Here is a 20969-nt window from a genome sequence, read left to right as displayed (position 1 = left end):
CTCCACTTCTTCTCGACTCCCACCCATTACCCTGGGGGGGTATAACTCGAGGGTAGACCCAGGAAGGTTCGGAAATGACCCAGAGGGGGTCAGGGTTCGGTCAAGATTTCCCGGCCGTCGTCCACAGGGACTGTGGTGAGGGCAAGTCGGTGGCGGGACCCGGGTCGGGGGCGGCGCCGGCGTCGGGTCAGTTCGAACCCGGAGCGGTCGAGGGTGGCTCGGACCTGCGAGCTGGTCACTGCACCGGCCGGCGCCAGCGTCAACAGCGACTCGCCGTGCGGCTCCAAATCCATGCCGACGGTGTGCACCCCGGGCAAGGCCCGGACCGCGTCCACAGCGCTGATCATGCAGCGCCAGCAGCTGAGCCCGCGCACCCCGTAGGTGGCCTGTGTCATCGTCGCCACGTCGAATCACCCTCTCTTCCTGGTCGGTTTCGCGTGTCCATGTTCGATGGTGCCCCCCGCGATGTCGGGAACCGGTCTGGGTGGGGTCAAGATCCCGACAAGACCCGGCCAGGTGGTCGGATCTTCACTGCACCCTGTCCGGGTCCTACTCGTTGCTCAGGTGACCGGCCGTGTGGCTCACCAGTCGGCGGGGCCGACAGCCGTCGGGTGCGTGGGGGGCCGGTGAGGTGGTCGAAGAGCGATCCACATGGCCGCCAGCACAGCGAGGAGCCCGGCGGCGGTCCATCCGCCCGGTCGCTCGCCCAGTGCGACGGAGGCCAACGCGATACCAAGGACCGGAGTCAGGAACGTCCACGCCGTCAACGTGTCGAGCCGGCTGCGGCGCGCCTCGGCGAACCACGCCATGGTCGTCGCTGCGGTACCAACAAGGGCCAGGAACGCCAGCGAGAGGGTGAAGCGGGGACTCCATAGGATCACCGGCGGGCCCTCCACGGCCGCGGCGAGCATCATCAGTCCAGCCGCGCCAATCAGCAGGTGCCACGCGGTGGCCGTGACCAGATCCAGCCCGGTCAGCCGCCGGGAGAGCAGGGTGCCGGCGGTCACGGCGGCGGCTGACAGGAGCGACAATGCCGCCCCGCTGCCCCCGCCACCGGGCAGCGCAACGGCGACCAGCCCGGCGAAGCCGACGACCAGGGCGGCCGAAGTCCGGGGGGAGAGCCTCTCGCCGTAGAAATACCAGGCGGGGAGGAGGATCAGCAGGGGCTGGGCGTTGGCCAGCACCGCGGCGGTCCCGGTCGCGCCGCCGGCGACCCCGCCGAACATCGCGGCGAATGCCACTGTGACGTTGACCAGGCCTAGGACCGTGATGAGTCCCCAGGCGCGCCAGCCACGGGGGACAGGGCGGTGCAAGGCGGCGCCGAGGGCCAACAGGGCCGCCCCGGCGATGAGGGCCCGCAGCGCGGCGAACCACAGGAGGGGGGCGTCGCGGAGCCCCCACTCGATCGCCACGAAGCACGCCCCCCAGGCCGCTGTGATCCACAGCATCCGCAACGCCTTCGGCCGCCGGGTTTCTTCGGTCCCCGCTCCCGTCGCCGAAGCGGTGAGGCCAACAGGGTCGTCCACGCCCACCCCCCGGTCAGCGGATGCCGGACGGCACTGGAGCGGTGGGCTCCGGCTCCCGGGCCTGGCCTTGCGGCGCGGCCGGGGCCTGCTGCGCGGGCAGCCTGAGCTGTTTGAGCAGGAGGGCATTGACGGTGACGATGACCGTGGAGCCCGACATCGAGAGGGCGGCGATCTCTGGGCGCAGCATCAGGCCGAAAGCGGGGTAAAACACCCCGGCGGCGATCGGCAGCGCGATGACGTTGTAGCCGATGGCCCAGGCCAGGTTCTGACGCTCCTTGCGTACGGTTCCCTTGCCGATGCGCAGTGCGACGGAGACGTCCAAAGGATCGGAGCGCATCAGGACGATGTCCGCGGTCTCGATGGCCACGTCCGTCCCGGCACCAATCGCGATACCGATGTCGGCCTGGGCCAACGCAGGCGCGTCGTTGACGCCATCACCCACCATCGCGACCGTCTTTCCGGACTGCTGCAACTCGGCGATCTTGTTCGCCTTGTCCCCGGGCAGAACCTCGGCGATGACGGTGTCGATGCCGAGCTGGTCAGCGATACGTAGAGCGGTGGCCTCGTTGTCGCCGGTCAGCATGACGACCTCGATCCCGGACTCGTGCAGGGCGGCGACAGCGGCAGCAGCAGTGTCCCGCGCGGCGTCGGCCAATGCGATGACACCAACCGCGCGCCCATCCACCGCGACGAGCACCGCGGTGCGCCCCGATGCGGCCAACTCGTCACGGCTCACGGCCAGGTCGCCGAGGTCGACGTTCTCCCGGACCATCAGGCGGAGGTTTCCCACCAGGACACGTCGGCCGTCGACGGTGGCGGTTGCGCCGTGGCCCGGGACGTTGAGGAACTCGCTCACGGAGAGCACGGGCACGCCGCGCTCGGCGGCTCGGCGGTCGATGGCGCGGGCCAGGGGGTGTTCAGACTCACGTTCGACGGCAGCGACCAAGGCCAGCATCTCATCCTCGCCCATCCCCGCCGCGACAACGTCGGTGACCTCAGGCTCCCCCTTGGTCAGGGTGCCCGTCTTGTCCATCACCACCGTGTCGATCCTCGCCATCCCCTCGAGGGCGGTGGCGTTCTTGAACAACACTCCCCGCTTGGCGCCCATCCCGGTACCGACCATGATCGCAGTCGGGGTCGCCAGACCGAGAGCGTCGGGGCATGTGATCACCACGACGGTGATGGCGAAGAGCATCGCCTGTGCCACGCCGACGCCGGCGAGCATCCATACCGCGAAGGTGACGGTGCCCCCGATGAGGGCGACGAACACCAGCCAGAACGCGGCCCGGTCGGCCAGGCGCTGGCCCGGGGCCTTGGAGTTCTGGGCCTCCTGAACCATCTTGACGATCTGCGCCAACGCGGTGTCCGCGCCGACTCTCGCGGCGCGGACACGCAAGGTGCCGGTGGTGTTGATCGAGGCACCGATCACGTCCGCGCCGGGCGCCTTCTCCACCGGCATGGACTCTCCGGTCACCATCGACTCGTCGACTTCGGACTCCCCCTCCTCCACCACCGCATCGACTGGGATCTTCGCCCCCGGCCGTACCAGTAGCAGGTCACCGGTGACGACTTCGGAGGTCGGGACCTCCACGGGCTGACCGTCCCGGAGCACGACTGCCTGGGAGGGCGCGAGTTCGAGCAGCGTGCGCACAGCGTCGTTCGCGCCGCCACGGGCCCGCATCTCCAGCCAGTGCCCGAGCAGGACGAAGGTGGTCAGGACCGTGGCGGCTTCGTAGAAGACCTCACCCCCGCCGGTGAACGTGACCACCAGGCTGTACAACCAGCCTGCCCCGACCGCGACCGCCACCAGGACCATCATGTCCAGCGTCCTCGCGCGGAGCGCCCGGAAGGCCCCGTCGAAGAAGATCCACGCCGAGTAGAACACCACCGGCAGGGACAAGATCAGAGAGAAGACGTCGTCGCGTAGCCCGAAGGGTGCCGGCACGGTGAACCCCAGGACCTCCCGCCCGATCGGCGACCAGAACAAGATGACCACCGACAGGACCGCGGCGACCAGGAGACGGTTGCGCATGTCTCGCACCATGTCCACCATCGACCCACCATGCCCGCCGTGGCCCATCACCGCCTGCGCGGATCCGCCAGCCTCATCCCCACCCCCGTGGCCGGTGTGCCGTTCGTGGCCGATGTGGGGGTCGGTCGAGACCGGTTCCGCCATGGTGTGGCAGATGTGGCTAGGTACCGACTGCCCGGTGCAGTGGTAGCCGCAGTCGTTGACCCAGCCGACCAGTTGGGCGACCGAGGTCTGGTTCGGGTCGTAGGTGACCGTCGCGGTCTGGGAGACAGCGCTGGCCTCGACGGCCAGCACGCCGGGTACCCCTAGTAACGTCTTCTCGATCACTGATTCCGAGGTGGCCCAGTGCAGGCCACCGGCCTCCAGGACCGTGGTTTGACTCTTCATGATCGGGTCTTCCTTTCAGGCCGCTTGGCCGACAGGTCGTGCGCCGACGGGCTCGGCGGATGCCTGCCCGTCCGTCGGGGCTCAGGCCGTCGTCGCCCGGACCGGGGCGGGAAGGAACTCCCGGCGCATCCCCAGGGCCTCGTCCGTCATTTTGATCGAGGTGGAGCCGTCGGTCACGGTGCCGGCCAGTGCGCGTATGGCATCGATGGTCTCGGGGACGACGATGGCCTCGTTGTAGACCTGATAGGTGAGGTAGGCCTCGTCTCCCTCGACGGTCAGGACGTCTTCCCACAGGGCGACCTCCCACATGTCCCCCCGCGGCCGGCCCAGGTCGCGCATAAGTTCGACCGTTGTGTTCAGGGCAGTGAGACCGTCGGCCATCCGGATGAATGCAATCCGGGGTGCGGCCCGCAGCGCCTCTAGGACCTCCTCGCGGCTGGCCGGTCGGTTCAGCTGCAGGGTCCAGTAGTGGTTGTGTGTCTGGGTGTGGGCGGCCTTCGCCGCCATGGTCACCACATCCAGGTTGGGCAGGACTGTACGGGCGTCGGGGCCCTGGTGGGACGGGATGGATCCCTCGGGGACCATGGTGTTCATGATGCCGCCATGGTGAGACTCGCCCGGGTCGGTGGCCCGGCGGATGAGCACCCCGCGGGCGCGGGCGAGGAGGTCGGCGTCCTGCAACGCGCCGAGGACGCGCACGATGCTGGTGGTGTTGCAGGACACCACCCGGGTGGAGTCCCGGCCGAGCGCGGTGGCGTAGTTGGCCTGGGCGACAAAGGAATGCCCGGTGGTGGCATGGGACTCCCCACCCTGGAATACGGCCTTGACTTGGGCGGCCCGGTAGGCCTGCAGGTTGGTGGCGGCGACCTTCTTCGGGGTGGTATCCACGACCACGTCCACTTGGTCGAGCAGATCAGGCAGTGTCCCAGCCAGGGGCACCCCGGCCGACTGCATCGCGGTGCGCGCGTCGTGGGTGGCCGCGAACACATCTATGCCGAGCCCGGCTGCAGTCCGTACGTGCCAGTCCGTGGCGATGTCCGCCACCCCGACGAGGTCCATGTCCGGCATTGCCCGGACGGCGTCGGCGACCCGCTTGCCGATCACTCCGTAGCCGTTGACGGCAACCTTGATATTCATAACAGCCTCCAGTGCTTGTTTCGTGTCGTGTGTTCTCTGAATCTTGGGTCGTGGTCGATGGGTTCGGCCGGTGAGGGTCAGGCGGCGCGCTATCGGCAACTCCTTGGCTGCCGATGATGGTGACCAGCTCACTACGGTGGTGGACGAGAAGGCCCCACCGCCCCACCTATGACCAGCCAGAGCATCACAATCTCCACTTCTTCTCGACTCCCACCCATTACCCTGGGGGGGTATATGTCGAGGGTAGACCCGGGAAGGTTCGGAAACGACCCAGGGGGGGTCAGGCTTCGGTCAAGATTTCCGGGCCACCGCTCACAGAGGCGGCGTGGAGCGGTGTCGGACCCCGGGGCGGGGGCGGCGCAGGCGTCGGGTCAGCTCGAATCCGGAGCGGTCGAGGGTGGCTCGGACCTGGTCGCAGGTCACGGCTCCGGCCGGGGCCAGGGTCAGCAGCGACTCGCCGTGCGGCTCCAGATCCAGGGCGACGGTGTGCACCCCGGGTAGGGCGCGGACTGCGTCGACGGCGCTGATCATGCAGCGCCAGCAGCTGAGTCCGCGCACCCCGTAGGTGGTCTGTGTCATCGTCGTCACGTCGAATCACCCTCTCTTCTCTGGTCGGTTTCGCGTGTCCAGGTCGATGGTGCCCCGGGCTGTGTCCGGGACTGGTCTGGGTGTGGTCAAGATCCCGACAAGACCGGGGTCGGGCCGCGCGTGCTTCCTATGGGCACCGGTTTTGTGGTGCTTGTGCGGGTGCTGAACATGACCACGACGACTGAAGTGAGCCCGAGGATCCAGACCGCGGCGATGAGGAGGCCCCCCGTTTCGTCGAAGGTGTCGGTGAGGCCGGTGTCGATGAGGACGCGGTAGGGCCCGTAGCCCGGGAGGAACGCTGCGGCGCCGGGTGGTTCCAGCCGCAGCATCGGGCTCTGCGTGATACCGAGATCCAGGAAAGGGATGACGAATGCGATCAGTACTCCCGTGACGCGTCCAAGGAGGAATCCGAGGCACATCCCCAGCAGTGCGTAGACGGCTCCGATCAGTAAGGTGCCGGCGATGAATCCCGCCCATTGACGGGCCGTGAACACCATGGCCGTGATTGTCAGGGATGCGGCCGCTGCGACGAGGACCGCGGCTGCGACCTCCTTGATGCGGCCGACCAGCAGTGCGGATCGGCGCATCCCGGCCTGGACCAGGCGGCGATCCCCATCACGGTTGTTGAGGGCGATGAACAGCCCAGCCACGGCGGCCAGCGAGGCCACCGCGATCGGCGCCATGGTTCCGGTGTGCGTGTCGGGCAGCCAGAACCGCATGTCGACCTCCTGCCCGCCGTCGATCACCCGCATCACGGAGAACCGCTCTTCGGTGATCAGTTTCGACAGCCAGATGAAGATCACCGGCACCGTTACGAGGAGGACCCAGAGGGCTGGGTTGCGTCGGTACTGTCGCATCCCCATCCGGAAGCTCTTCCCGACTTGCCCCGCCCAGCCCGGTCGATGCGAGCCGTCCGGGTGCCGAGCGTTGCGTGTCGCGCGCGTCAGGAGCAGTCCGCTCGACAGGAGGGCTCCGCCGACCCACACCAGTGCGATGGCGAGGTCGCCGAGGTTTCCCCCATGGCCCAAGGGCAGGTCCACCATCCACAGTGTGACGAAGTGGGTGGGCATCCAGCGGGTGATCTGCACCCGGTCGGGCGAGGTGAGCGCCGGTCCGAAGAACACGTCGAGGATCCAGACGAGCAGGATCACCACCGTGCCGTTGACCTGGTCCGTGACGACCGATCCGACCGCGGCGCCGATCCCGACGTAGATGACGGCGAACATCATCGTCCCGGCCGCGACGCGGAGCGGCTCGTCCACTGCGGTGCGCAGGAACAGCGTCGCCAGGGCCGCTGTGGAGGCCAGTGCAGCGATCAGCAGGCCGGTCGACATTCTGGCGACAACGAGGGCTGGGGCGGGGAGGCCCGCCAGGACCAGACGACGGTCCGCCGATCTCGCCTGGCCAACCTGGAAGAACATCGCCAGCGCCGCCAGGAACGCGGCGGCCCAGCCGGTGGTCGCGGTCTCGACTGCCCGGCCAGTGCCGCCCAGCAGTTTCGCGGCATCGGCCATCGGTTCCGCGGCCACCCACACGAACACGACCGGGATCAGAATCAGGACCACCAGGTTCACCGGGTTGCGGCCGTAGTCCAGGAGGAATCGGCGGGTCAGCACCCCGACCGCGGTCATTTCGGGGTCGCCTTCCCGTCACGCAGTTCGATGATGCGGTCGAACCGCGCCTCGTCGGCGATGAAATGACTGATCACCAGCACTGCCCGCCCGGATGAGCGCCCGCGCGCGACGAGCTCCCAGAACCGAAGATAGGTGTCCCAATCGAACCCGGCATAGGGCTCGTCCAGCAGCAGGACCGCCGGGTCCGGTAGCAGAGCCAGGGCAAGATTCAGTTTCGCGAGGGTGCCCCCGGAGAGCCGGTCCGCCCGCTCGTGCGCGTATCGCCCAAAGTCAAGTTCCTCGTACAAGGTTCCCTGCGCCCGGAGCCGCTCATCCCGGCTCATCCCGTAGGCCACCGCGAATAGCTCGAAATGTTCATCGCGCGTCAGGCGCTCGAACACCACCGGACGCTGCGGACAGTACCCCAAGGCCCCCTGCAGCTCCACGGCGCCGGCGTCGGCTGCCAACCCCCCGACCAGGATCTGCATCAGCGTCGATTTGCCCGATCCGTTCTCCCCGACCAGCCCGACGACCTCGCCGCGGCTCAGCGACAGTGACACACCGTCGAGCACATGGTTGCGCCGCACGAACGGCCACAGCCCCTGACGATAGGTCTTGGAGATCGCGGTCCCCGCGAGGACCACGTCCGCTCGAACGCCATCAGAAGAGGCGCCGCTTGAACCCATGTCGATCACCGCCTTCGAATCCCATGTGACTTTCACGCACCCGCCAGTGGGCTTCGCCAGACCGCCACAAGGGCCCATTCCTCAACGACCCGAGCCGTGGTGTGTCGGGTGACCCGTGGCGGCGCCACGACACCCCCAAGGGGTATGTCATCAGGGTAGGCACGCTCTAGTGCGGAGATCACCGTCAGGGGGTCAGGCTTCGGTCAAGTTTCCGGGCCTTACGGCCGCGACACCTCGTCCGGGCTGGGGACGGGGATCTTGACCAAACCTTGTCCGGGTCCTGCTCGTTGCTTGACGTGACCGGTTCAGACTGGGCACTGAGGCCGCGCGGTCACGTCGTGCGCCTGGAACTTCTTTGACGATGGGAGTGGGCTGTGTGGCCTGAGGTGTTCTCGATATTTGGTGTAGGGATCCAGTCCTATGGGCTGAGTAAGGCGCTGGCGCTGCTGGTCGGCGCGTATCTGCTGGGTCGAGCGTTCACGCGGATCGGCTACGACAAGGACTTGGCGCACTCGATCGCGTTGTGGGCGACAGTGTGGGGATTCGTCGGCGCCAAGGTGTACTACCTGATCGCGAACTGGGACAACCTCAGTTGGCACCTGTTCGGCGGCTCGGGGTTCGTCTGGTACGGCGGCCTGATCGCGGGGGCGATCGCGGTGATCGTGATGACCCGACGCCACGACCTCCCCCTTGGACGGGTGGCGGGCGCGATGGCGGCCCCGCTCTCGGTGGCCTACGGCATCGGCCGGATCGGCTGCTTCCTCGCCGGTGACGGCACGTACGGCACACCCACCGACCTGCCCTGGGGGATGGCGTTCCCCAACGGGGTGGTGCCGGTGGACGTGCCGGTGCATCCCGTCCAGCTGTATGAGGCCGCCGGCGCCTTCCTGATCGCCGGCATCCTGTGGGCGCTGGGTCGCAGGCTGCGACCGCTGGCCGTGTTCGGGTCCTACCTGCTGCTCAGCGGCGCGGCACGCCTGCTCGCCGAGGTCGTCCGGATCAACCCGCACGTCCTGTTGGGCCTCACCGAGGCGCAGCTGATCGGCATCGTCAGTATCATTCTGGGCGTCGCCCTGATCCTGCGAGACGCCTTCCACCCCGCAGTTGCGCCCTCAGATGCTCCTGTCGGCTCCGAATCGGCCGTCCTTAGCTCTCACCCGGTCGGGAGGTGAGCGGCGCCATGGACACGATCACCGAGCCGGCCACAGCCGTGAGGGGTGGTCGCGGGTTCTGGGGTGCGCTGTGGGCCGGGACCAGGGCCACCGTCGGCGCCCTGATGGGACTGGCGCCGCACGTGATGCATCACATCGGCTTCCTGGCCGGGGCCGCGTTCCTGACCGGGTTCCTCGGCAACTCGCTCCTCTATGTGGTCGGGTTGCTGCTGAGCATCCCGCTGCTGCGACGGCTGCGTCGCCGATTCGGCACCCGGAAGGCCCCCGCGATCGGGGTCGCGGTGTTCACCGCCCTGTTCGCCCTGTCCGCGTTCGTGATCGGGCCACTGTTCAACCCCGCCACCCCCAACCAACCAGACACGCCGTCACCGGCGGCCTCCGCCAGCGCGTCCGGCACCGAGGACCACGAGGGGCACCACAGCGCCTCGCCCACCCCATGATCAACACCACAATGAAATGAAAGGAAACCAAGCACATGTGCAATCACGAGCATGGACACCAGCACGGGAACCAGCAGGAGGCAGGCTGCTGCGGCGGTCACGCCGGCGGCGGTCAGGGTGGGGGCCATCACTGTCAACATGACGTGGTGGCGGGCCCAGGCGACGAGCTGGTCACCTGCACGGTCCGCGGGACCAGCACGCTGAAGTCCACCGCGGAGGCGGCGGGACTGTTCCGCGACGTCGAAGGCCAGCGGTTCTACTTCTGCTGCCGACGTTGCCAGGACCTCTTCGACGCCGAGCATCTCGCCAGCAACCCAGCCGCCTAACCCCGCCAGGTACGGCGTTCGCGCCAACCAGGGCAACCGACGAAGCGCCCGCCCAGCCACAACGGCTGGACGGGCGCCTCATCGCTTGCACGCCTGGGTTGGTCAGAGGCTGGTGAGCATCTCCTGCATCTCGGTGATCTCAGTCTGCTGGTCGGCGATGATCTTCTCCGCCAACATGAGAGCATCCGGGTTCTGCCCCTCGGCCAACTGCTGCTCGGACATCCCGATCGCACCCTCGTGGTGGGCGATCATGGCCTCGAGGAACGCCTGATCAAAGTCGGCGCCGGACATGCCGTCGAGTTGGGTCATCATCTCCTCCTGGCTCATTCCGTTCATGTCCATGCCGCCCATGTCCATGCCGCCATGCCCACCGGGGGAGACATCTTCACCCCAGGCGCTGAGCCAGGCGGTCATCTCCTCGATCTCCGGGCCCTGGGCCTCGGCGATGCGCTCCGCGAGGGCCACGACCTCGGGGGATTCGGCGCGTTCGATCGCCAGCTGAGACATCTCGATGGCGCCCTCGTGATGGATGATCATCATCTGCGCGAACGTGGTGTCCTGGTCGTTGTGGTCGGCGGCCACCTCAGATGAGGCGCTCGCCGACGCCGACTCGGACTCAGTGGCCGTGGCGGAGGTGCTGCCTGTCGGGGAGGTGGTCGCCGCGGGGGGAGTGGCGCCCTGGTCCGCGCAGGCCGCCAGGGTGGCCGTCAGGACCAGCCCCGCCAAAGTGGCAGTGATCCGCTTAGTGCGTGTCATGAAAGATGCTCCATTCCTGGCCGACGGGGGCCGCCGGTCCTAACGTCGAGGCTATGAACGATCAGCTCAAGAGCCAACCCGTGTAAGGTCAAGAATCGATCAAGACCCGCTCAGGTGCTGGCGCGGTGGGCAGGTGCAGGGTGAAGATCGAGCCGTGTCCGGGGCCGGGGCTGGCGGCTGTCAGTGAGCCGCCGTGAGCCAGGGCGAGGCTGCGGGCGATGGTCAGCCCGATCCCGGAACCGCCCGCATCGCGGGCCCGTGCCGTGTCAGCGCGGTAGAACCGGTCGAACACCTTGGCGATCTGGTCGGGGGTCAGGCCATCGCCGGTGTCGGTGACCGTGATCACCACCTCGTCCCTGGACTCGCGTGCACTGATGTGCACGATCCCGCCGGCGGAGGTGTGCCGCAGCGCGTTGTCGAGGAGGTTGCCGAGTATCTGACCCACCCGCTGCGGATCCGCTGCGACGGAGCCCGGGTCCGAGTCCGCAGACAACGTGACTCCCTTGTTCTCGTATCGGGTGGCGACGGAGGCGACGGCGGGCTCGATGAGGTCCCGGATCGGCTGGGTCTGGGTGTCGAGGGTGAATCGGCCTTCCTCGGCGCGGGATACGTCGTCGAGGTCGGCGGCGATCTTCTTGAGCCGGGCGGCCTGGAGGGTGAGCAGCTGTTGGCTGTCGTGGTCCCAGGGGACCACGTCGTCGATGACGGCCTCCAGCTCAGCGGTCAGGGTGGCCAGGGGCGTGCGGAGCTCGTGTGCCACGTCGGAGAGAAGCCGCCGTCGGCTGGTTTCGGTGGAGTCCAGCCGGCTGGCCATGTCGTTGAATGCGTCGGCGACGGCGTTGAACTCGGGACTTGTCGCCGTCGCCGGGACGCGGGCGGTGTAGTCGCCGGCCTCCAGCTGGGCGGCGGCGGCGGTCAGTTGTTCGAGGGGGCGGCGCAGCCGTTTGGTCTCCAGCCAGGCCAGGCCGATGGCGAGTGCCAGGGCGACCACCAGGCCGATGCCCAGCGACCTGACGCCGGCGTCGAGGAACGCCTGTTCCACGTGTCCCATCTCGGCGGTGCCGTCAGAGTGCCCGAGTTGCTGCAGATGTTCGTGGAACAGCGGAGGCCCGACCACCATCGCGACCAGGGCGGCGGTGATCACACCGACCGCCACCACCAGCGCCTGGGTGAGGAAGGTGCGGGTGCCCCACCGCATCCGGCCGACGTAGCCTCTGAGCCGCATCATCCTCCTGCTCCCATCCGGTATCCGACGCCGCGGACGGTGAGGATGTAGCGCGGTTCCGTGGGGGGATCGTCGAGCTTCTTGCGCAGGTTCGCCACATGGACGTCGACGACGTGATCGTCGCCGACCCAGCCGGCGCCCCACACCGCGTCGATGATCTGGCGACGACTGAGCGCCACGTTGGGTCGAGCTGACAGTGCGTCGAGGATGTCGAACTCGGTGCGGGTCAGCCCCACCTGCTGGTCGTCGACCCACACGTCGCGGCCCTCCGCGTCCACCCGCAACCGCCCGAACTCCCTCGGGGGGAGGGCCACCTGTGGCCGGCCTGCTGGCCGGCGGGGCCGGCGCAGGACGGTGTTGACGCGGGCGACCAGTTCGCGGGGGCTGAACGGTTTGGTCAGGTAGTCGTCGGGGCCCACCGACAAACCGATCAGCTTGTCGACCTCGTCGGCCCGGGCGGTCAGCATCAGGATGTAGCAGTCGGAGAACAACCGGATCTGGCGGCACACCTCGATCCCGTCAATGCCAGGCAGACCAAGATCAAGAATGATCACGTCGGGATCCAGCTCCTGCGCCGAACGGACCCCGTCCGGGCCGGTGTAGGCCAGGGACGTGTCAAACCCCGCCTTGTTCAGGTAGGACGCGACGATCCCCGCCAGCGGGCGCTCGTCATCGACCACCAACACACTCGACCTGCCGGGCTCAGCCATACAGCCATTATTGCCACACGCCCACCCGCCAACCCGCCTCGATCGACCTCTCCGGGAGTGTTCTTGGCCGAACCTTGACCCCGCCTGAACCGTTCCCTGATCTACAGGGTTGAGGCTGGAAGGGTGAACGAGATCCCGGCACCTGCCTTGGCGGCCGCCCCCACCGATGTGGTGGACGTCACCCTGGTCACCACCCCGGCCTGCCACTTCTGCGACGACGCCCACCAGCGCCTCCACTCCCTGGACCGCGCAGGCCTGCTGCGGCTCACGACGGTGGAGGCGGAGTCCCCGCGAGGTCAGGCACTGATCGCCGAGCACCGGCCTGGGAGCTTCCCGCTGACGCTGGTGGCGGGCAGCTATTTCCACGCCGGCCGCATTCCGCGCGGCAAACTCGCTCGGCTCGTCGACCACCTGGGTGCCCGCTGATGGGCGCCGACCTGCTCAGCGCCGGCGGGATCCTGGCGGCATTCCTCGCCGGCGGGGTGGCGCTGTTCGCCCCGTGCTGCATCGTGTTCCTCGCCCCCAGCTACCTGGCCGCGGCCGCGAAGAACCGCCGCTGGAGACTGATCCCGCTGACCTTCGTGTTCGCCGCCGGCCTCGCGCTCGTTCTGGTCCCCATCACGATGGGCGTCAGCCTGATCGCCGGCGCCATCGCCAAGTACCACGTCGTTCTCTACTGGACCGGCGGCCTGTTGATGATCGGACTCGGCCTGCTCGCGTTGTCGGGGGCGATGTGGTCCATGCCGTCGTTCCTCCGCGCCCCCGATACCGCCCGCGGCGACACCGCCACCTTCTTCAGCCTCGGCGTGTTCTCCGGCATCGCCTCCAGCTGCTGCGCACCCGTCCTCGCCGGGGTGATGACCCTGTCCGCGCTGTCCGGCTCACCCGTGGGCGGCCTGGTGCTCGGTCTGGCCTACGTGTTCGGGATGGTGATCCCCCTATTCGTGATGGCGCTGCTGTGGGACAAACGGCCCGAAAGGATGCGCAGCCTCCGCGCCAAGCCCATCCGGATCAGCCTGGGGCGCTTCATGCTGGCTACCAACACCGTCAACCTGCTGGTCGCCGTCGGGTTCGTGATCATGGGCATCCTCGTGATCGGCCAAGCCGGCGCCACCGAGATGACCGGTGCCGACGCCCCTCTCGTGGGCATGGGCGCCTGGCTCTCCGAGGTCTTCGCCTGGCTGATCGCGATCACCGCCCCCATCCCCGAAACCGTCCTCGGCCTCGCGCTGCTCGCCCTGGTGGCCGTGTTCGTCGTCGCCACCCTCCGCGACCGCCGACACGCCCAACCAGTGGCCTCGGCCCACGAATGCTGCGACACCGAACCCTCACAGACCCCTGCGCCTGAGGAGACCGGCGCACCGACCATCCCCTCCCAGGAGCCCCGATGACCCCCACCACCACACCGGCACCCTCCCGCCGCGAGCAACTCAAAGCCCGCCAACAGGCCGAGACTCAGCGCGACAAGACGCGCCGCACATGGACCCGGATCATCGGCGCACTGGTCACTGTGATCGTCGTGGCCGTCGTCGGCTACGGGCTGTGGACCGCCATCCCCGAGCAGGGCGACACCCAGCGCCTCGCACCCGACTTCACCCTCACCACCACAGCCGGCACCAGCGTCACTCTCAGCGACCTGCGACCCAACCCGGTGCTGATCTATTTCAACGAAGGCGCCGGCTGCGCCTCCTGCACCATGCAGATGGCCGAGATCGAGAAGAACCCCGGATTCGCCGAGGCGGGCATCGAGGTGCTGCCCATCGTCATGAACAGCGCCGAGCAGATCCTGCCCGACATGCAGCAGTTCGGCGTCACCACCCCCTATCTCCTCGACGACGGGACCGTGTCGAAGGCGTACGACGTCCTCGACAAGGGCATGCACCCCGGGATGCCCGGCCACGGCTTCGTCCTCATCGACGGCGACGGCGTCCAACGCTGGAATGGCAACTACCCCTCCATGTGGCTCGACCCGAAGGAACTCCTCGACGAGGTCACCACGCGCCTCCAGTGATGCCTTGGGGGTCCACCGGATCAGCCCTGCGGGCGTGGTGCGCTCCAGTTTTCGCGAGCACCTCTACGTGAGTTCGCCCGCTGGCTGATCGAGAGGCAGCCGTTGGTGTCCCGATCAGGGCTCTATGCCTGGCCGGCATCAGCCTGGCAGTCCCAGCCCTGTGTGGCGGCGCAAGTGCCTGTAGGTGTCTAGCTGGGTTGACGGGTAAGTCGGTCCCCTTCCTGCCGTCAGGGCTGCGAGTTCCTAGTAGCAGGGCCCAGCGGTCGTCGGACGCGTCAGCGCACTGGTAGCACTTGAGGAACTCTTTCATTTGGGCGATTCCTTTTCCAGCGCTTCGATGAGGTCCGTGCAGACGCGATGTTCACCTCCTCCTGGCGGAGCTACGCGGGGTAAAATCGATCCCTGGGCCGAGGCAGCAAGCTGGAACATCGCTGGATTCGCGGTCTTCGGTGTGGTGGCCTGGTGGCTGGGGCGCCGTCTTCGCATCGCCACGGTCGCCCCCTGACCACGGTGAGCACCGTCCTGGCCATGTGGGTTGGGGTATCACCAGCCCGTGGCTCCGGAGGTGAGCCGGCGCCCGAAGCATGGGATCGGAGGTGCTGGCCAACGTGATGAGGGTTTCCTTCGGGTGCCCCATGTTCACAGGATGGTCCCGAATGTTGAGGCCCACTGTCGCAGGTAGGCAACGAGGATGGCCCACAGGCCGGTGACCATGGATATCCCAACCACAATGAGCAGCCCACCACCGGCACGCTGCAGGGCGCGTTGGTGGCGCTTGAGCCACTCGAAATGGGGAGCGAATGTGGTGAACGAAGCCGCGAAGGCGAGGAAGGGCAGGCCAAGGCCGATTGCGTAGCAGAAGGCCAGCAGCCCGCCACGGGCGGCCGAGCCCTCGTTGAGGGCGAGGGTGAGAACCACAGACAGGGTGGGGCCGATGCAAGGGGTCCAGCCGAGGCCGAAGGCTATCCCGAGTAGGGGGGAGGCGAGGGCTCCGGCGCGGGCGGTTTGCGGGCGTCGCTGCGCGGGCAGGGGGATCCAGCCGAGGAAGCCCAGCCCCATCAGGATGATCAGGATTCCGGCAGTGATCGTGATGATGCGCTCGTAGGTGAGTAGGACGGCTCCGAGGCCACCCAGGAGGGCCCCTGTGAGGACGAAAACGACGGCGAACCCGAGCACGAATCCCAGGGTTCCCAGGAGCAGGAGTCGTCGGTTGCCGGTTCCTTGAGTGATCTCGTGGGCCCCAAGACCAGAGGCAAACGACAGGTAGCCTGGGAGCAGGGGCAAGACGCAGGGCGAGGCGAAAGAGATGACACCGGCGAGCATGGCGACAGGGATCCCCAGGAGCAGTGACGATGACATCGCTTGGCTTACCCAGGACTCGAGAGGGATCATTCCGCCGCCGTGACGTCTTCGATGATGCCGACCAACGTCGAGGCGGTGGTCTCACCGAGTATCCGTGCAGCGACCCGCCCTTCAGAATCGATGACCAAAGTACTGGGGATAGCCTTGGGTGGAAGCTGCCCGAACTCGAGCAGGAGCGCACCGTCGGGGTCGTAGATGTTGGGGTAGGGGATGTCGAAGGCCCGAACGAACGCCTGCGCCGGGGCCGGGTTGAGGTCGCGGGTGTTTATGCCGATGAACTGCACCCCCGGCAGTTGGGCGGCCGCTTCGACGAGGGCGGGTGCTTCAGACCGGCAGGGGGCGCACCATGATCCCCAAACGTTGAGCACCAGGAGTTGGCCCGGGAAGTCTGCAGTGGTCAGCGGTGCACCGTCCAAGGTTTCCCCGGCCAGCTCTGGGGCCGATCGCCGCTGCTCGGCAGGGACAATGGTCACTGAACCGTCACCTCCTTGAAAACCTGCTGAGTCAAACACTCCCGCCTGGCCCGATCCACTTGAGCAACCGGTCAGGATCATCACGGTGAGGACCAAGGCGAGGTGACTCACCCACCGGGCTGAGGGGTGGCGCCCTGACTGTCTCATGTCTGACCTTCCTTGATTCTCGGCGGTGGATGGGCGCCCTCGGGGAGGTGTGCGATGCCCGATCCTACGTCCTTCCGCCGTGTTCACGGCGTCGACTGCCAGCCTTCGTCGGGGCCAACCGGATTCCCATGAGCGTTGTTTCAGTGGTGTGAGTGGCGTTCCAGTGCGCTATGGGAGGGGGCTTCGATCTGGAAGGTGGAGTGTTCGACGCTGACGTCGAAGTGTTCGGCGACGCAGGTTTGGAGGTCCCGAAGCTTCTGGGAGACGTGCCCCTGCGTGAAGCAGGATTCGTCGACGACGACATGGGCGGTGAGGACCGGTAGCCCGGTGGCGATGGTGGAGGCGTGCAGGTCGTGCACCCCGATCACGTGCGGGACCTGAAGGATGTGCCGGCGGACGTCGTCGAGCTTCAGGCCTCTGGGGGTGGATTCGAGCAGGATCCCCCCGGCTTCCTTGAGGATCGTGATCGCGCGGGGGACGATCAGGGCGGCGATCAGCATCCCGGCGATGGCGTCGATCCGGGTCCATCCGGTGAGCGAGATGACGATCGCGCTGATGATGACCGCCACGGATCCGAGGGCGTCGTTGACCACTTCGAGGAACGCGGCACGCATGTTGAGGTTCGCGGCGCGGCCCGCGCCCAGGACAAGCATGGCGACGATGTTGCCGACGAGTCCGACGATCCCGAACACCAGCAGCCCGCCAGCGGTGACCTCTGCCGGGTCGAAGAGCCGACGGACCCCTTCGATGAAAGCGTAGATCCCGACGGCGAGGAGGATCGCGGACTGGGCGCCGGCGGCCAGCACCTCCGCGCGACGGTATCCCCAGGTCCGCTCCGGTGTGGGCGGCCGCAGGGCCAGGGAGGCGGCGATCAGTGCCATCAGCAGGCCGGAGGCGTCAGTGAGCATATGCCCGGCGTCGACGAGGAGGGCGAGGCTGTTGGTCCACCATGCGCCGATGACCTCGGCGATCAGGATGGTGGCGGTGATCCCGAACGCGATCGCCAGCCTGGTCCGGTTGGTCCCCGGATTCGCGTGGGTGTGGTCGTGGGTGTCGCTCATGCTGGGACCATCGCGGGTTCTGACCGACGGATAGGTGCGGTGATCGGGGACAGGGCGGTGCTGCGTCCTGCCCGGATGCCGTTGCCGATCACGAATACCTCCGCGACTTCGTGGACGAGGACGACGGCTGCCAACCCGAGTACTCCGAAGAGCCCGACTGGGATGAGGATCGTGATGAGTGCGATCGAGAGGATCACGTTCTGGAGCATGATGCGACGGGTACGTCGGGCGTGGTCCAGCGCGTGGGGGAGCAGCCGTAGGTCGTCGCCCATCAGCGCCACGTCGGCGGTCTCGATGGCCACGTCACTGCCCATCGCCCCCATCGCGATGCCGACGTCGGCGGTGGCGAGCGCGGGGGCGTCGTTGACGCCGTCGCCGACCATCGCTGTCGAGTGGCCTTCCCGGCGGAGCCGCTCGATGATCGCGGACTTGTCCTCGGGGCGCAGGTCGGCGTACACCTCGCTGATCCCGGCCTCCCGTGCGATGGCGCGCGCGGTTGCGCCGTTGTCGCCGGTGAGCATGACGATGGTGTAGCCGTCCGCGCGGAGTTGCGCGATGACTTCGGGGGCTTCTGGGCGTAGTTCGTCGCGGACGGCGATCGCTCCTACGGGGATGCCGTCGACTTCCACGATGACTGCGGTGGCGCCGGCGTCCTGCATGCGGGTCACGTGCGCGGTCAGTGGGCCGGGGTCGATCCAACCGGGGCGTCCCAGCCGGAGGCTGCGCCCGTCCATGCGGCCGGTGAGCCCGGATCCGACCTCGGCGGTCACCTCATCGGCTGCGCGCACGTCGTCGGCGGCTGCCAGGATTGCGCGGGCGAGCGGGTGTTCGCTTCGCGCCTCGAGCGCGGCGGCCAGGCCGAGTACTTCGGCTGGGCAGTAGCCGTCGGCGGGTGCGACGTCGGCGACGGCCGGCTGGTTGCGGGTCAGGGTGCCGGTCTTGTCCAAGGCGAGCGTGCGGACCTTGCCGAGGCTCTCCAGTGCGGCGCCCCCCTTGATCAGGATCCCGCGACGGCTGGCCGCGCCGATGGACGCCACCGCGGTCACGGGAACGGAGATCGCCAGCGCACACGGGGAGGCGGCCACCACCATCACCAGGGCCCGCTGCAGCCACACCGCCGGTTCCCCGAGCAGGAAGCCCGCCATGACGGTCAGGGTGGCGGCGATCAGGATGCCCGGCACCAGGGGCGTGGCGATCCGGTCGGCCAGCCGCTGCGTGTCGCCCTTCCGGGACTGCTCGGCCTCCACGATGTGCACGATCCGGGCAAGAGAGTTGTCCCTGGCCGCGGCCGTGACCTCGACCTCGAGGACGCCGGAGCCGTTGACGGAACCGGCGAACACGGGGTCCCCTGGGCCCACCTCGACGGGCATCGATTCGCCGGTGATGGCGGAGGTGTCCACCGCCGTCCTGCCGGCCCGGATGTCACCGTCGGTGGCCACCCGCTCGCCCGGCTTCACGATCATCAGATCCCCGACCACCAGATCGTCAGGGCTCAGCACCACATCCCGACCGTTGCGCCTGATCGTCGCCTCACGCGGAACCAGACCCAGCAGCGCCCGCAACCCGCGTCTGGTCTTGGCCAGCGAGTAGTCCTCCAAACCTTCGGCCAGGGAGAACAGGAAGGCCAGCATCGCCGCCTCCTCGATCTGCCCCAGAGCAGTTGCGCCGACTGCGCCGATGGTCATCAGGAGCCCGACCCCGACCTTGCCGCGCGCCAGCCTCTTCAACGCTCCGGGCACGAACGTCGACGCCCCCACCAGAAGCGCCGCGACGCTCAACACCAGCTCGGCAACCTCCCAGCCCAGCAGCCCGGAGACGAAGCCGGCCAGCAGCAGCACCCCAGAGGCCAGCCCGAACTGGATGTCGCGGACCTGCCACAGATGCTCCACCGCGTCGTCATCATCACTGCTGGCGCCTGCGGGTGCCTCGCACCCGCAGGCGCTCTCGCTGTTTGCGGTGTTCCCGTGTTCGCGTCCGCTGATCGCTGGCCTGTTCATCGCTGGGCCTCCGCCCCGTGGGCCTTCAACAGATCGGGGGAGGGGTTCGTGGTGGTGCCGACCCCATAGTTCGGACACAGCGCCACAGCCTGCCCGCTCGACTCAAGCAGGCGCTCCGCGGCCGACAACATGGCCAGCAGTTCCTGGGCCGCCACCAGCGAGAACACCGACGCGCGTCCCTCCGGCCGCGACGACACGAGGCCGCACTCTCGCAGACACGCCAGGTGGGCGCTCACCGTCGACTGCGCCAACCCGAGATGTGCAGTCAGATCACGCACCCGATGCTCGCCCAACGTCAAGTGTTGAAGAATCGCCAGCCGCGAAGGATCGGACAAGCCGTGGAAGAAGGCAGCCGCCACCGACAGATCCCCGACTTCAGACACATCCTCGATCGTCTTTGTTATCGTCATGTGACGATGCTAACAGACGAGGATCGTGTCACTTTCGCCCCGCCACCTCGGGATCTTCTTGATCTAATCTTGACTAAGCGTGTGACTAGCGCACTCAGCGATTGCGGCATTCTGGTTGGACGACATGTCCGAAACGGTGCCGCGGTACATCGCGGACACCTCGACTTCCTTGAAGACACATAGCTCCTGGAGACACCCATGCGCCGCCATCATCTGACCATTCGTATCGCTGTGCCGCTCGCCGCCGTCTTGGCGCTGTCGGCTTGCTCAACCCCGGAGGTTGCCGAGACCCCGCGAGATTCCGTGTCGACGGCGGCGCCGAGCGTCGCGGCGGGGGACGCGGGGGCGTTGCTTGCGGCGCACGGGTTGGTGGGGAAGAGCGGCGCCGAGGTCGTGGAGGCGCTCGACCGGCTCGACGCTCAGCGCCCGCTGCCGCTGGCCGCGTCGGTGCGCTACGACGAGGTACTGCTCAGCGACGGCACCATCGAGGCCTCGATGCCCCTCGACGGTGATGAGTTCTACCTGTCGATCGCGCCGTACGAGACCACCACTCATGAGTGCTACTTCCACAACCTCGGCACCTGCCGAGGGGAATTGGCTGAGGCGGACGTGAAGGTGACGATCACCACCGATTCAGGTGAGGTGCTCGTCGACGAGGACGCGACCACCTACGCCAACGGCTTCGTCGGTTTCTGGATCCCCAAGGACCTCGCGGGCGTCGTCGTCGTCACCAAGGACGGGAAGCGCGCCGAGAGCCGCTTCTCCTCCGACGCTGAGGGCCCCACCTGCCTGACCACCTTGCAGCTTCTATAGTCCTGGGGGTGAGCCCGCCGTGGACGCGCCTGGGGCCATCCCTGACCGTTGGTGAGGTGGTGACAGTGAGGGTTGGTTTCATCGCTCGTCGCGTCCT

Annotated in this window: 22 protein-coding genes; 7 read left to right on the top strand and 15 right to left on the bottom strand. The window is 67.8% G+C overall.

Annotated features, from left to right (window positions below; all coding sequences use genetic code 11):
- Positions 1–89 precede the first annotated feature (89 nt).
- The 7 genes from H5398_RS04805 to H5398_RS04775 all read right to left on the bottom strand — a co-directional run bounded on the left by H5398_RS04805 (position 90) and on the right by H5398_RS04775 (position 7969).
- Complete coding sequence (locus H5398_RS04805; protein ID WP_182799187.1) at positions 90–404, bottom strand: heavy-metal-associated domain-containing protein; 315 nt, start codon at positions 402–404, stop codon at positions 90–92.
- 177 nt (positions 405–581) lie between these two features.
- Complete coding sequence (locus H5398_RS04800) at positions 582–1448, bottom strand: DMT family transporter (protein ID WP_182782052.1); 867 nt, start codon at positions 1446–1448, stop codon at positions 582–584.
- A 91-nt stretch (positions 1449–1539) separates the two neighbouring features.
- A complete protein-coding gene (locus tag H5398_RS04795) occupies positions 1540–3945 on the bottom strand; it encodes a cation-translocating P-type ATPase (protein WP_182799186.1) in 2406 nt (801 codons plus the stop codon).
- An 81-nt stretch (positions 3946–4026) separates the two neighbouring features.
- A complete protein-coding gene (locus tag H5398_RS04790; protein WP_182799185.1) occupies positions 4027–5082 on the bottom strand; it encodes a type II glyceraldehyde-3-phosphate dehydrogenase in 1056 nt (351 codons plus the stop codon).
- Positions 5083–5394: 312 nt separating this feature from the next.
- Positions 5395–5670, bottom strand: a complete 276-nt coding sequence (locus H5398_RS04785; protein ID WP_073186937.1) for a heavy-metal-associated domain-containing protein — start codon at positions 5668–5670, stop codon at positions 5395–5397.
- Between the two features lie 86 nt (positions 5671–5756).
- Positions 5757–7301 carry an ABC transporter permease gene (locus tag H5398_RS04780; protein WP_073186936.1) on the bottom strand — a complete coding sequence of 515 codons (1545 nt, stop codon included), beginning with the start codon at positions 7299–7301 and terminating at the stop codon, positions 5757–5759.
- Entirely contained in the window at positions 7298–7969 is a 672-nt protein-coding gene (locus H5398_RS04775; protein ID WP_073186968.1) for an ATP-binding cassette domain-containing protein, read from the bottom strand. Before H5398_RS04775 ends, H5398_RS04780 begins: the two co-directional genes overlap by 4 nt.
- Positions 7970–8343: 374 nt before the next feature.
- Between H5398_RS04775 and H5398_RS04770 the strand changes: the two genes are divergently transcribed.
- From H5398_RS04770 to H5398_RS04760, 3 genes are all read left to right on the top strand, one after another.
- The gene (locus tag H5398_RS04770; protein WP_182799184.1) at positions 8344–9141 is read left to right on the top strand and encodes a prolipoprotein diacylglyceryl transferase; all 798 of its coding nucleotides are present in this window, start codon (positions 8344–8346) and stop codon (positions 9139–9141) included.
- A gap of 8 nt (positions 9142–9149) precedes the next feature.
- On the top strand, positions 9150–9581 hold the full coding sequence (locus tag H5398_RS04765) for a hypothetical protein (protein ID WP_175558271.1): 432 nt from the start codon (positions 9150–9152) through the stop codon (positions 9579–9581).
- A gap of 146 nt (positions 9582–9727) precedes the next feature.
- Positions 9728–9907 carry a hypothetical protein gene (locus H5398_RS04760; RefSeq protein WP_068752814.1) on the top strand — a complete coding sequence of 60 codons (180 nt, stop codon included), beginning with the start codon at positions 9728–9730 and terminating at the stop codon, positions 9905–9907.
- A 102-nt stretch (positions 9908–10009) separates the two neighbouring features.
- On the opposite strand, the gene H5398_RS04755 is transcribed toward H5398_RS04760, so the two are convergent.
- The 3 genes from H5398_RS04755 to H5398_RS04745 form a co-directional block, all read right to left on the bottom strand.
- The gene (locus H5398_RS04755; protein WP_182799183.1) at positions 10010–10663 is read right to left on the bottom strand and encodes a DUF305 domain-containing protein; all 654 of its coding nucleotides are present in this window, start codon (positions 10661–10663) and stop codon (positions 10010–10012) included.
- An 88-nt stretch (positions 10664–10751) separates the two neighbouring features.
- A complete protein-coding gene (locus tag H5398_RS04750; protein ID WP_220489128.1) occupies positions 10752–11891 on the bottom strand; it encodes a cell wall metabolism sensor histidine kinase WalK in 1140 nt (379 codons plus the stop codon).
- Positions 11888–12598, bottom strand: coding sequence for a response regulator transcription factor (locus H5398_RS04745; RefSeq protein ID WP_182799182.1), 711 nt, complete (start codon positions 12596–12598; stop codon positions 11888–11890). Before H5398_RS04745 ends, H5398_RS04750 begins: the two co-directional genes overlap by 4 nt.
- A 123-nt stretch (positions 12599–12721) precedes the next feature.
- Between H5398_RS04745 and H5398_RS04740 the strand changes: the two genes are divergently transcribed.
- The 3 genes from H5398_RS04740 to H5398_RS04730 are packed head-to-tail and all read left to right on the top strand — an operon-like array spanning position 12722 to position 14609.
- Positions 12722–13024: a glutaredoxin gene (locus tag H5398_RS04740; protein WP_220489127.1), complete on the top strand. Its 303-nt coding sequence runs from the start codon at positions 12722–12724 to the stop codon at positions 13022–13024.
- Positions 13024–13989 (top strand): cytochrome c biogenesis CcdA family protein, encoded by a 966-nt coding sequence (locus H5398_RS04735; RefSeq protein WP_182799181.1) that lies wholly within the window; start codon positions 13024–13026, stop codon positions 13987–13989. Before H5398_RS04740 ends, H5398_RS04735 begins: the two co-directional genes overlap by 1 nt.
- On the top strand, positions 13986–14609 hold the full coding sequence (locus tag H5398_RS04730) for a peroxiredoxin (RefSeq protein WP_182799180.1): 624 nt from the start codon (positions 13986–13988) through the stop codon (positions 14607–14609). Before H5398_RS04735 ends, H5398_RS04730 begins: the two co-directional genes overlap by 4 nt.
- Before the next feature lie 639 nt (positions 14610–15248).
- On the opposite strand, the gene H5398_RS04725 is transcribed toward H5398_RS04730, so the two are convergent.
- From H5398_RS04725 to H5398_RS04705, 5 genes are all read right to left on the bottom strand, one after another.
- Positions 15249–15968 (bottom strand): cytochrome c biogenesis CcdA family protein, encoded by a 720-nt coding sequence (locus H5398_RS04725; RefSeq protein WP_255443535.1) that lies wholly within the window; start codon positions 15966–15968, stop codon positions 15249–15251.
- A 29-nt stretch (positions 15969–15997) separates the two neighbouring features.
- Positions 15998–16591, bottom strand: coding sequence for a TlpA disulfide reductase family protein (locus tag H5398_RS04720; RefSeq protein ID WP_073186929.1), 594 nt, complete (start codon positions 16589–16591; stop codon positions 15998–16000).
- A 140-nt stretch (positions 16592–16731) separates the two neighbouring features.
- The gene (locus H5398_RS04715) at positions 16732–17652 is read right to left on the bottom strand and encodes a cation diffusion facilitator family transporter (RefSeq protein WP_182782060.1); all 921 of its coding nucleotides are present in this window, start codon (positions 17650–17652) and stop codon (positions 16732–16734) included.
- Positions 17649–19649, bottom strand: coding sequence for a cation-translocating P-type ATPase (locus H5398_RS04710; RefSeq protein ID WP_182799179.1), 2001 nt, complete (start codon positions 19647–19649; stop codon positions 17649–17651). Before H5398_RS04710 ends, H5398_RS04715 begins: the two co-directional genes overlap by 4 nt.
- Positions 19646–20059 carry a helix-turn-helix transcriptional regulator gene (locus H5398_RS04705; protein ID WP_182799178.1) on the bottom strand — a complete coding sequence of 138 codons (414 nt, stop codon included), beginning with the start codon at positions 20057–20059 and terminating at the stop codon, positions 19646–19648. Before H5398_RS04705 ends, H5398_RS04710 begins: the two co-directional genes overlap by 4 nt.
- Positions 20060–20257: 198 nt before the next feature.
- Here H5398_RS04705 and H5398_RS04700 point away from each other — a divergent pair, with 198 nt between their 5' ends.
- On the top strand, positions 20258–20872 hold the full coding sequence (locus H5398_RS04700; protein WP_182782063.1) for a CueP family metal-binding protein: 615 nt from the start codon (positions 20258–20260) through the stop codon (positions 20870–20872).
- The last annotated feature ends 97 nt before the right edge of the window (positions 20873–20969 follow it).

This window comes from Tessaracoccus sp. MC1679, assembly GCF_014164775.1.
In the GTDB taxonomy this organism is placed as follows: Bacteria; Actinomycetota; Actinomycetes; order Propionibacteriales; family Propionibacteriaceae; genus Arachnia.
The sequence above is the reverse complement of the archived record's forward strand: the minus strand, read 5'-3'. Positions and strand labels throughout refer to the sequence as shown.